This is a genomic window from Nocardia carnea, assembly GCF_029869215.1.
Classification (GTDB): Bacteria; Actinomycetota; Actinomycetes; order Mycobacteriales; family Mycobacteriaceae; genus Nocardia; species Nocardia carnea_B.
Genome location: NZ_JARWPM010000290.1, coordinates 41,188 through 52,430 on the forward strand (window position 1 = coordinate 41,188; position 11,243 = coordinate 52,430).

6 protein-coding genes, 3 pseudogenes and 1 other annotated feature are annotated in these 11,243 nt (G+C 66.3%); of the genes and pseudogenes, 2 read left to right on the forward strand and 7 right to left on the reverse strand.

The window, feature by feature from the left end; all coding sequences use genetic code 11:
• The first annotated feature begins 123 nt into the window (after positions 1-123).
• Positions 124-1,370 (forward strand): annotated as a pseudogene (locus tag QH276_RS20340) (IS3 family transposase).
• Positions 405-536 (forward strand) — a sequence feature (AL1L pseudoknot). (Overlaps the previous pseudogene by 132 nt.)
• 29 nt (positions 1,371-1,399) lie before the next feature.
• On the opposite strand, the gene QH276_RS20345 reads toward QH276_RS20340, so the two are convergent.
• From QH276_RS20345 to QH276_RS20355, 3 genes and pseudogenes are all read right to left on the reverse strand, one after another.
• Entirely contained in the window at positions 1,400-1,783 is a 384-nt protein-coding gene (locus tag QH276_RS20345; RefSeq protein ID WP_127516259.1) for a hypothetical protein, read from the reverse strand.
• 25 nt (positions 1,784-1,808) lie between these two features.
• Positions 1,809-3,151 (reverse strand): annotated as a pseudogene (locus QH276_RS20350) (MFS transporter); the annotation flags it as partial.
• 430 nt (positions 3,152-3,581) lie between these two features.
• On the reverse strand, positions 3,582-4,916 hold the full coding sequence (locus QH276_RS20355) for an NtaA/DmoA family FMN-dependent monooxygenase (RefSeq protein ID WP_043737848.1): 1,335 nt from the start codon (positions 4,914-4,916) through the stop codon (positions 3,582-3,584).
• Between the two features lie 232 nt (positions 4,917-5,148).
• On the opposite strand from QH276_RS20355, the gene QH276_RS20360 reads away from it, so the two are divergent.
• Positions 5,149-6,339, forward strand: a complete 1,191-nt coding sequence (locus tag QH276_RS20360) for an IS110 family transposase (RefSeq protein WP_043737874.1) — start codon at positions 5,149-5,151, stop codon at positions 6,337-6,339.
• A 262-nt stretch (positions 6,340-6,601) separates the two neighbouring features.
• Here QH276_RS20360 and QH276_RS20365 read toward each other — a convergent pair whose 3' ends face one another.
• The 4 genes and pseudogenes from QH276_RS20365 to QH276_RS20385 form a co-directional block, all read right to left on the reverse strand.
• Positions 6,602-7,300 (reverse strand): nitroreductase, encoded by a 699-nt coding sequence (locus tag QH276_RS20365; protein WP_043737850.1) that lies wholly within the window; start codon positions 7,298-7,300, stop codon positions 6,602-6,604.
• A gap of 354 nt (positions 7,301-7,654) precedes the next feature.
• Positions 7,655-8,562 (reverse strand): annotated as a pseudogene (locus tag QH276_RS35555) (SMP-30/gluconolactonase/LRE family protein).
• A 69-nt stretch (positions 8,563-8,631) separates the two neighbouring features.
• Positions 8,632-9,225 carry a TetR/AcrR family transcriptional regulator gene (locus QH276_RS20380; RefSeq protein WP_043737852.1) on the reverse strand — a complete coding sequence of 198 codons (594 nt, stop codon included), beginning with the start codon at positions 9,223-9,225 and terminating at the stop codon, positions 8,632-8,634.
• Between the two features lie 1,021 nt (positions 9,226-10,246).
• Positions 10,247-11,055 (reverse strand): IS5 family transposase gene (locus QH276_RS20385; protein WP_432278801.1). Its coding sequence is split into 2 segments (ribosomal slippage): positions 10,247-10,698 and positions 10,698-11,055, totalling 810 coding nucleotides; the frame shifts between segments, so codons are not numbered across the junction.
• Positions 11,056-11,243 lie beyond the last annotated feature (188 nt).

Here is an 11,243-nt window from a genome sequence, read left to right on the forward strand (position 1 = left end):
CGGTGGTGAAGTGCGCCTGTGGGGGATGGGGTAGCCCCAGGCGGTGGCCCGGGACCGGGCCGACGACGTGAACCGTCCTGGACTGGCTGGAGACTCCTGATTTAGCAAGGGAGACTGTCAGCCATGGCGGCACCACGGAAGTTCGACGAGGAAACCCGCGCTCGGGCGGTGAGGATGTATCAGGATCGGATCCGCGAGCACGGTGACTCGATGGCCGGTGCGCGCCGGCATGTCGGTGCGCTGCTGGATATCAACCCGGCGACTCTGCGGAACTGGGTCACCCGCGCCGAGCAGGGCGAGACCGGGCCGGCGGCCGCGGCGGAATCGGAGTATGCGGAGTTGAGGGCTCTGCGGCGTGAAGTAGTCGAATTGCGCAGGGCGAACGAGCTTTTGCGGACAGCGAGTGCGTTTTTCGCGGCGGCGGAGGTCGACCGCCGACTGCGGTGATCGTCGACTACATCGACGACCACAAGGGTTGCTTCGGGGTTGACCCGATCTGCCGCGTGCTGACCGAGCACGGGCTCAAGATCGCCCCGTCCACCTACTATGCCGCCAAACAGTGCGGTATCAGCGACGCCACCTGGGCCGATGCTCACACCGCGAACGTGTCGTTCGACCTGTGGAGCGCGAATCGGGGCCTGTACGGGGTGCGCAAACTCTGGCACACCGCCCGCCGCGCCGGTCACAATATCGGCCGCGACCAGGTAGCGCGGCTGATGCGGCTGACCGGGATAGACGGGGTTGTGCGCGGGTGACGGACCACGAGAACCACCGAACCCGGGCCCGCGTCGACGCCGCGGCATCCGGACCTGATCGGGCGCGCCTGGTCGACGCCGATGCGTCCAGATCAATGGCGGGTTGCCGATTTCACCTACTGCTGGACTCTGGCCGGGTTCTGTTACACCGCGTTCTGCGTGGACGTGTATTCGCGACGGATCTTGGGCTGGCGGGTTATGTCGTCGAAGACGACACCGTTGGTTATCTCGGTGCTCGAACAGGCGTTGTTCACCCGCCGTAGAACCGCTTTCCGTTTCACCGCAACAGGATTGATACATCATTCCGATGCGGGGTCGCAATATACGTCGCTGGCCTTCACCGAGGCATTACGGGATTCGGGAATCGCCGGATCCATAGGCAGCGTGGGAGATGCGCTCGATAACGCGCTCATGGAATCGGCGATCGGGCTCTACAAAACCGAGTTGATCGACCGGCACACCACGTTCTCGGGGCGGGCCGAGCTCGAACGGGAAACCGCATCATGGGTGCACTGGTACAACACCCAACGGCTACATTCCGCGATCGGATACCGGCCACCGGTCGAATACGAACACCTCTACCATCAACAGACCATCTCGGCCGAGGTGGCCTGAACTAGGGTCTCCACCGCATCCAGGACGGTTCAAGGCGACGCGACCTGCGCGGCGAATTCGTCGAACGTGGCGATCTGGTCGCCCAGCGCGTTGGGCGTCTGCCACCCGAGGCCGGGGTAGGACCCACCGGCGAGGGCATACCCGTCAGCGAGCAGTATGCTGCTCACCTCGGCCGAGTTGGCGTTCTGGGCGGGGTTCGACGGTCCGGGGTTGTAGCCATGGGAGAAGAGCAGCACGGTGCCGTTCCAGTTGGCCGGCACCTCGAACAGATAGGTGGATCCGTCGGGCAGTGTGCCGGTGATCTTGCGGGCAGCACCGTCCGCCGTTTCAGCGCATCCGACGTTACTGCCGGCGAGTGCCGCAACTGTGATGGCGGCCGCAGCCGCGATAAGAAACTTCTTCTTGGTGCGCATCAGGAACAGACCTTGCTTTCTCTGAACTATGAGGGATATGGGTTGCCGGCCTCGCCGGCGGCAGGGGGAGAGAAAGTGCTGCCAGGACGAGATTCAGGAGCGCTGCACCCGCGGCGATCAGGAATGAGATGCGGAAGCCGTCCAGCGTGGGTATCTCGGTGTTCTCTACGTGTTGAGCCGTGCCGGCGAGGACCACGCCGACGACGGCGCTGGACATCGCCGTGCCGATGGCGCGCATCAGTGAGTTCAGTCCGTTGGCCGCGCCCGATTCCGACGGGTCGACGGCGCCGAGGATGAGGGCGGGCATTGCCGCGTAGGCGGTGCCGACGCCGCTGCCCGCGAGGACGGCGACGATCACGATCTGCCACACCGCACCCAGCAGCATGGTGCCCGCGAGATATGCGACGGCGAGCAGTGCGAGCCCTGTCATCAGGGTGACCTTCGGCCCGCGCGCGGCCGAGAGCCGGGCGGCGAGCGGGGCGGCGATCATCATCGCGAGACCCATATGGGCAGCGCAGAGGCCGGTGACGATCATGGACATCCCCAACCCGTACCCGGTGGACTCGGGAAGCTGCAGTAGTTGCGGCAGGACGAGTGTCACCGCGAAGAACGCGAGGCCGGCGGTGATCGCGGCCAGGTTGGTCAGGAGGACCTGGCGGCGCGACGCCGTGCGCAGGTTCAGCAGCGGGTGCTCGGTGCGCAGTTCGAAGAGGACCCACAGCGCGAAGATCACGACGGTGGCGGCGAAGAGTCCGAGCGTGGTGGTGCTTGTCCAGCCCCAGTCGGCGCCCTTGGAGATGGGCAGCAGCAGGGCGACGAGGCCGAGGGCGAGTCCGAGCGCGCCGATCACGTCGAAGCGGCCGGGGGCGCGCTGCGCGCTCTCGGGGACGACGGCGAAGATCGTTGCCATGGCTGCCGCGCCGAGGGTGGCGGCGCCGAAGAACAGCCAGTGCCAGTCGAGGTTCTGGGCGACGACCGCGGCCAGCGGTATGGCGAGCGCGCCCCCGACGCCGAGCGAGCTGCTTATCAGGCGCCATTGCCGATCCGTGCCGTTCGGGCGGTAATTCGTCCCGGATGATGCCGATGCCTAGCGGGATGGCGCCCAATGCGAAGCCCTGTATGGCGCGGCCCAGGACCATCGGCACGAGGTCGGAGGTGAATCCGGAGATCAGCGAGCCCCAGCACCATCAGTGCGAGGCTGACGAGGACGAAGCGGCGCTTGCCGTAGAGGTCGCCGAGGCGTCCCATGACCGGAGTGGCGACGGCGCTGGACAGCAGGGTCGCGGTGATCACCCAGGCGGCGTTGGACGTTGTGGTGTCCAGCAGTCGGGGGAGGTCGGCGATGACGGGGACGAGTAGTGTCTGCATGACGGCGACGACGATGCCGCTGAAGGCGAGGACGGGGACGAGCCCGCTCGCTGTGGGAGTTGTGGCGGCGGGGGAGGCCGATATGGCCGATGTGGACACCGCGGCGGCGCCCTGGGGCGGTTCGTCACTACGGAAGGTGCCATGGTCGGTGGCCAGCGGAGCGTGAACCATGCGGGGGTCCTCCCGGGGCGGCGCGAATGGTCCGCCGTGCTGCGCCTGGTCGCTGCCGGAAGTGACGTCGGGAAATTGGGCGAATGAGCGTTTCATGGTTGGTTTCCTTGCTGCCGGCCCCGATGAAGGTCGCGGGAGATGTGTTCTGTGGCGTCCTGTGGTCAGGCGGCCCGCGTGGTGTGCGTACCGAAGGAGCGCTCGTGGGTAGATGAGGGGCCACGGGCCGTCCGCGCCCGCCTCGCCGGTGGGGTGGTCATGCTCAGGCCGGCTCGGTGAGGCGCGGGTCGAGGCCGTATTGCGCGTGGGCGCCGAGGTTCTCGCGCAGGGTGGATCCTTCGTAGTCCTCGTGGAACAGGCCACGTTCCTGCAGGATCGGGACGACCTGGTCGACGAAGGCGTCGAAGCCGTCGTGGAAGGCGTCGAGGGCGATCGAGAAGCCGTCACAGGCCCCGGCCTCGAACCACTCCTGCATGTGCTCGGCCACGTCGGTGGCGGTACCGGCGACCACGGGGTGATAGTCGATCACACCGTGGGCGATGACATCGCGCAGCGTCCAGCCTTCCCGGGCCACTTCCAGGGCGCGGCCGGAGCGCGGGTCGCGCGGACTGGGCACCGCGGCGGCCAGCTGCTGCACGGTGAGCGGCTGGTCGAGTTGTTCGGGGCCGAGCCGGAGGCCGATCATGGCCCCGAGATAACGGACGCGCTGGTCCAGGTCGACGACCTCGTCCAGGAAGCGTCGTCGCTCCAGAGCGGCAGCGCGGGAGCCGGCGATGGTCGGCATGAAGCCGGCGAGCATTTTCACCTCGTCCGGGTCGCGTCCGGCGCGCTCGGCGGCGTCCCGCAGGGCCTGGCGCTGAGCCCGGGCATCCTCGATGCTGTACGGGTTGGCGTACACGCCACTGGCGTAGCGGCCCGCGATCTCGAGGCCGTAACCGCCGCCGCCCGCCTGGAAGATGACCGGCTGACCCTGTTCGGACGGGGGGATGGGCAGCGGGCCGCGGGAGGCGACGTGGCGGCCCCGCAGGTTGACCGGCCGGATCCTGTCCATATCGGCGTAACGCTTGTTCTCGACGTCGAGCAGCAAGGCGTCCTTCTCCCAGCTGCCCCACAACGCCTGCACGATCTGGATGACCTCGTGGGCGCGCTCGTACTTCTCCGCGCGCGGCGGGACCTCGCTGCCGAAGTTCGCCGCGGCAGCGGGATCGGAGGTGGTCACCGCGTTCCAGCCGGCTCGGCCGTGGCTGATCACATCCAAGGCCTTGAACTGGCGGGCGAGGTTGTAGGGCTCGTTGAAAGTGGTGGAGGCGGTGGTGACCAGGCCGATCCGCTCGGTCTCCCGCGCGAGGACGGTCAGCAGCAGCAGCGGCTCGATCGCCTGGCGCGGTGCGTGGTGGGTGAGGTCCATATCCAGGACCGGGGTGTCGGCAATGAACAACAGTTGCACCTTGCCGCGTTCGGCGGCCTGCGCGTAGCGGACGAACTGGTCCATGTCCGTGTAGCTGTTCAGGTTCGCACCCGGCAGCCGCCAGGCCCCGGGCTCGGCCCCGTAGCCGCCGCTGAACTGCATGCCCAGGATCATCTGCCGGCTTGTCATGGTTGCCCTACCTTTCTGAGTAGGTCGTAGGGGCGGGTCGTAAAGTCCCTGAGGCCCAGGGGAATCGGGTGTGGCTTACATGGTTGTGCCGCGTGTGGCTCCAGGAGCTTGGCCGCCCGGTTCCCCGTGACGACCCGGCCGCATATTGGGATGTGCGAGCGAATCGCTGTGTAGGGCAACGTCGGCGCGGTCGTCTGTGGCGTGAGGTTCCAACGAGCTGATGGAGGCGGGCATGGCCCAGATCTGGGCTGGTGTGGACATCGGGAAGACCGGCCACCATTGCGTGGTCATCAACACCGACGGCAAACGACTGCTGTCGCGGCGAATAGCCAACGATGAACCCGAGCTGGTAAAACTCATCGACGAGGTTCGGGAGCTGGGCCAGGACACGGTCTGGGCGGTGGACCTGCCCGATGGCGGTGCGGCGCTGCTGATCGGGCTGCTGGTCGAACGCGATCAGCAGCTGCTGTATATCCCCGGCCGAACGCTGAACCGGGTCGCCGGCGGCTACCGGGGCGAAGGCAAGACCGACGCCCGCGACGCCGCGATCATCGCTGATCAAGCACGGATGCGCCGCGATCTGCATCCGCTGCGCCCCGGTGACGAAGTCACCATCGAGCTGAAGCTGCTCACCACCCGCCGCGCTGACCTGGTGGCCGACCGAACCCGCGCGATCAACCGGCTGCGTGGCCTGCTCAGCGGGATCTTTCCCGCGTTGGACCGCGCGTTCGACAACCTCACCCTGGTCGGACCGCTGACTCTGCTGACCGGCTATCAAACCCCTGCCGCTCTGCGCAGAACAGGTGCGTCCCGACTCGAAACCTGGTTGTCGACCAGAAAAGTGAGAAATCCCGGCAAGGTCGCCGCCGCAGCGATCGAGGCCGCGGCCCGCCAGCACACCCGCTTGCCCGGCGAAGCGCTGACCGCGTCGATGGTCGCGGCGCTGGCCGAGGAGGTGATGGCCCTCAACGAGCGAATCAAAGAAGCCGACAAGCTCATCGAGGGCCGATTTCACCGCCACGAACTCGCCGAAGTGATCATCAGCCTGCCCGGCATCGGCACCTTGCTCGGCGCGGAATTCCTCGCTGCCACCGGCGGTGACATGGACTACTTCGGGACCCCGGACCGACTCGCCGGATTTGCCGGGCTCGCACCCGCTGCCTGGGATTCCGGTCGAATACGCGGAAACCTGCACCGCCCCAAGCGATATCACCGCGGACTCAACCGTGTCTTCTACCAGTCGGCGATGATCTCGATCAGCTGCAGCCCCGAATCGCGCACCTACGACAGGAAACGCGGCGAGGGCAAAAAACACACCCAAGCCGTCCTCGCCCTGGTCCGCCGCCGCGTCAACGTGCTGTGGGCACTCATCCGCGAGAAACGGCCCTACCAACCGCTGCCACCCGTCGCGGTGGCAGCCTGATCCCGTCATCGGAAATCAACTTCCGAGGTTGACAACTTCATTGGGAAGCTCCTCCCAACGAGGCAATGGAAACGGAGGGTGCCTCCGTGGACTCCCAAGAATACGGAGGCAGCCTCCGAATTGTCAAGTGGTGCGATCTGCCGGCGGGAGGAACCCGAGACGGATGCCGCGCGTGTGGACCGAAGTGAGCGCGGGCTCCGGATCCGGGCCGGCCGTGTGGCGGCCCGGATCCACGCGCCGGGGGCATCTGTGGGCTGACGGACTATTGACCTTCGAGGACGCCGGGAGTGCCGTGCAGGATCACACTCTGCTGGAGCAGGATGCGTGTCCTACCGAACGGATTCACCGGCCCCGCAGGGTCGGCCGTGCCGAAGGAGATACCGAACAGCAGCTTGAGATCCTCACGAACATCCAGGAACTCGCGGACGGTATCGGCATAGATCCCGAGCATGGTCTGCGGAATACCGGCGAACCCCCGGGATGCCAGCGAGAGCAGGAAGTTCTGCGCGTACATACCGATGTCACCGGCCGTCCGCACCCCGTCGCCCAGGGCTGGCATGAACAGGAAAGCGACATGGGGAGCCCCGAAGAACTCCAGGTTTTCGCGGACCGCCGCCCTCCTGCCTTCGAGATCCGTGCGCGCGACGCCGAGGGATCCGTAGTAGCTCGCGGCCAGGGCCTGCGCCCGCTCGAGATAGATGCCGTCGCCGTAGCCATCGGTGAAATCCGGGGAGGTGCGTCCCTCCGTGTCGGCCTGAAGCAGTTCCTCGGCGAGCGCGTCGCGCTCCGCGCCCGAGACAACATGCACGGTCCACGGCTGGGTATTGCTGTTCGAAGGGGCCGTCTGCGCGTCTTCGAGCACGCCGCGGATGTCCGCCGGGGAAAGCGGGGCGGGCAGGAACTTGCGGGGGGAGCGCCGGGAGCGTACGAGGTCGGTGAAGAGGGACGCTGTGCCGGACAAGGCGTTTCCTTTCCAAGGCGCGCAGTCGCCGACAGGGCGGCCGGGCACAATGCTGTCTGCTCCAAGGCGACAGCCGTCGTAAGGGCCGGGTGTGGCACGCACTTTGCAGGTACCGGCAGGCTGCTTGCAGACCGCGGCACGGCACGACCACCCGGTCGAAGTGTGGGGACTGCGCGCTCTTCGTGTTCGTGTATGTGACGTGTTGGGTGTACGTGACGTACCAGCGGGGTCGGTCGGCGGCGGGCGGGGCGCGATTCATCTCCACGATGGGCTGCGAGATGGCAGTAGCCGGGAGGGCGCGAAACGCTCCGGGACGCTGTCGCGGAGACGATCGCGCCGACGCATGCGTTGCCGTCAGTCCCGGATTCCCGCCACCTCGACCTCGATGGCTTCGATCCGGCCCGTGGTATCGAAGCCGTTGACGAGGCGCTCGGGGCTTGTATCCGAGATGAGCAGGTAGAGGGTCCGCATCTCCGGTCCGCCGAGGATCGCGTCCACGGCGAATGTGCCGCCGTCGGGATACGCGGCGTCGGGTTCGATCCGGATGACGTCGGTGACCTCGCCGCCTTCGCGGACACGCCGGAATTCACCGATCCATGGGAAGGCCGCCCACACCGCACCCTCACTGTCGATGCCGATGCCATCGATGGACTCGGTGTCCGTTGACCCGAATTCGGCGAACACTCGCTGGTCGGTCAGCGCACCGTCGTCGGTCACGGTGAACGCGGTGAGCCTGGTACGTGGTGCCCGGAACGATTCTGCGACGACCAGGGTGCGCCCGTCGCCGGAGATCGCGATGCCGTTGGGAATATCAGGTCCTCGCCGCCCGTGTCGATCCGGCCGTCGGGATGGCGGATGATCAAACTCACGCCGACGGGATCGGTTCCGAAGGGAAAGCCCTGCGGGCCGATATATGCGCGGCCCTCCCGGTCCACTGCCATATCGTTGGGATGGAACGCGACCGGCGCGAGATCGGCGAGTTCCTCGAGCCCACTACTTCCCACGCGCAGCAGCCGTCCGTCGTCGATGGAAACAACCATCGGTGTCCCATCGGGGCCGAACCCGAGACCCGAGGGGCGCCCGGGTACATCGGCGATATCCTCGGGTGGCTCGCCAGGGGAGAGGCGACTGATCTTGCACCGGGTCATATCCGAGAACCAGAGCGCCCCGCGGTGCCACCGGGCGCCCTCGAGGTAGCCGAGATCACCCTGCGCCACAATGCGGCGAGCGTCGGCGGGCCAAACCCTTGGCGAATGACTCATAAATCCTCCTTGATGAAAACTGCGGTCCCGGACGTCGGCGGCTCGAGCCTGAGCGCGGGGCCCGGCGTTTTACGCCTTCTCGTCCCGCTGGCGGTAGCCGCTCGCGAGGAGGGTGCGGAGCCGGTCGAGTGATTCCTCGTCGGCGCCGTTGCCCTTGATCCAGGCAATGGAACAGGCTGCGAGGAACAGGTCGTAGCCACGCACCGACGCGCGTACCTGTCCCGTGCTCTGGGCTGCTTCCACGTATTTGTCGGTGGCGGCGATGAAGATGTCGCAAGGAATGGTGAGCGGATTGTCCGGGTCCTGCTCCTGGGCCGCGGCCATGAGCGGGTCCGGGAGCCCGCTGAAGGCGCTGAAGTACTCCTCCATTGCCCGTAGCCACAGTTCCAACGCCTCGCCGGCATCGCCCAACTGTTCGATGTCCGCTCGGCGGGCCACCAGCTCCTCGGAGCGTGTCTGCAGAACGGCCGCCAGCAGCGCTTCCCGGGTGGGGAAGTGCCGGTACAGGGTGCCGGGCCCGACGCCCGCCTCCTTGGCCACCGCCTCCAGGGAGGTGCCGACCCCATGCTGGAGGAAGTGACGCTGCGCGGTCTCCAGCAGAGCCGCGCGGTTGCGCTGGACGTCCGCGCGGGGCTTGCGCCCCCGTTGCTCACTGACGTTCATGTGCCCTCCTACCTCCGGTGATACTGCTGCCATTCAAAACGGATGCGACCTCCGTATGAAATTCGAGCATAAAGCGGAGGTGGCATCCGGTCAACTCGTGGGTCGGTCACCGAGGTCTTACCGTGACCCTGGGGACGGTTGTCTTATGTCCGAGGGACTGTTCCTGCTGGACGATGGGCGCGACCTTCTGGCCTCCGCTACGGCGGAAAATCGGACCGCTCCTGACACCGTGCTCGCAATCGTCGGCGGCACGAACACCGGTCCGCACCGCCAACCGAATCCGCCTCCACAAGCGGCGATCGACAACGCAGCCGCAGTTCACGCGGTTCACCACTGCACGATCTGGTCGAGTTCGGCGCGACGCGTTGGTAACTGTTGGCCGGGTGGTCACGGTCCGGGCGGCCGAACGAGATTCCGAGAAGTACAGCGCGGTCTGCAAGGATTTCGAAGAACTGCCGCAGGAACGGGGCGTAGGTGGCGAGTGCTGCTCGAGGTGTGGCCCACAGGCTCAAAGGTGGGCGCAGACTTGAGCAAGCCCCGCGGTTACCCCGCGCTTTCGTTGTCGAGGTGGCGTCGGCGTCAGGTGTCTATCGGGGGAGGGCGATGCTCGTGGAGTCGAATGCGCATCGCCGGTCGTGTAGCTTTTCCCTGGTCGGCCGTCTGTTGAGGTGTCGTGCGTCGTCTTGGGCGTAGCCGGCCGGCCGCTGTGTGGTTTACGGGTCGACTTGACGTCTGACGACAGGTCATCGAGGGGCGAGTGTTCGTTGTTGCGGTAGCTTCCGGCTGGTTCGCCCCGGGGCCCGTGCGGTAGGGTCCCGGCGGTAGTTTCTCACTGGGACGCTGTATTCTGTTGTGGCTGGACGTAATTGCCCGGATTGCCGCGTGCTGGTGTGCCCGTCTGCGTTGCCATCGCAGGGACCGGTCGCTGGGGTCGATGCCGAACGTCGATACCGCGCCCGGTCGATGAGTCTTATGAACCTCTTTGTGGGGGTCAGGGGTTCGAGTCCCCTTAGAGGACGTCTTACGTGGTGAGTTTCTTGTAGCAGGTCAGCGCTGCGGCGAGTTGTAGAAATGCTGCGAAGAGGCGGCCGTGTCGTTCGTAGCGGATCGTCAAGCGCCGGTATCCGGTCAACCATGCAATGGTCCGTTCGATCTTCCAACGGTGCTTACCCCGCCTCGTGGGAACCTCGACCCCACGACGAGCGATCCGAGGCACGATCCCGCGAGCACGCAGCCACCGGCGATGGACATCGAAGTCGTAACCCTTGTCCGCCCGCAGTTTGGCGGGCTTGCCGCGACGAGGGCCGCGCTGCGAGCGCACCCGCGGAATCGATTCGACCATCGGGGCGAGCATCACCGAGTCGTGGGTGTTCCCGGCAGAAACACCGGTGACCAGCGGTATCCCGTTCGCGTCCGAAATGACGTGGATCTTGGATCCTTTCTTGCCACGGTCGACCGGGCTGCGGCCGGTCAGCGATCCCCTTTTTTCGCTCGCACACTCGCCGCGTCCAGGATCGCCGCGCTCCAATCGAGATCGCCGGCGAGGCCGAGCCGGTCGAGGATCGCCCGATGCAACGCCTCGAATACCCCGGCATCAGCCCACACCATGAACCGGCGATGTGCGGTCGGAACGCTCACACCGAATGACGGCGGCAGATGCCTCCAAGCGCAACCGCTGGTCAATACGAACACCACCGCAGTGAAGACCGCTCGCTCGTCCGCCGGAGCTGTCCCGCCGCCCTGAGGTCTCGGCGTGAACTCGGGGAGCAGCGGTTTCACGATGTCCCACAACGCATCCGGGACCAGCCGTTGAGCAAGCCTGTCGACCACGGGTCACATCATGCCGGACAACGAATTACACCCACGTAAGACGTCCTCTTAGCTCCACCATAGGGTCACTACTAGAACCCGGGGCTGAATGAACGCCCTGGAGTAGGACCCCTACTCCTCCCTTCATTCGGGAGTTGCCTGATTCAGGAGCATCCCGGCTTGTCTTGTGCCGGGTTGCGCCGCATGTT

What these genes read in the sequence shown, in the direction of transcription:
- QH276_RS20360 (WP_043737874.1), top strand. Translation starts at nt 5,149, where the DNA reads ATGGCCCAGATCTGGGCTGGTGTGGACATCGGGAAGACCGGCCACCAT.
- QH276_RS20355 (WP_043737848.1), bottom strand. Translation starts at nt 4,916, where the DNA reads ATGACAAGCCGGCAGATGATCCTGGGCATGCAGTTCAGCGGCGGCTAC.
- QH276_RS20345 (WP_127516259.1), bottom strand. Translation starts at nt 1,783, where the DNA reads ATGCGCACCAAGAAGAAGTTTCTTATCGCGGCTGCGGCCGCCATCACA.
- QH276_RS20380 (WP_043737852.1), bottom strand. Translation starts at nt 9,225, where the DNA reads ATGAACGTCAGTGAGCAACGGGGGCGCAAGCCCCGCGCGGACGTCCAG.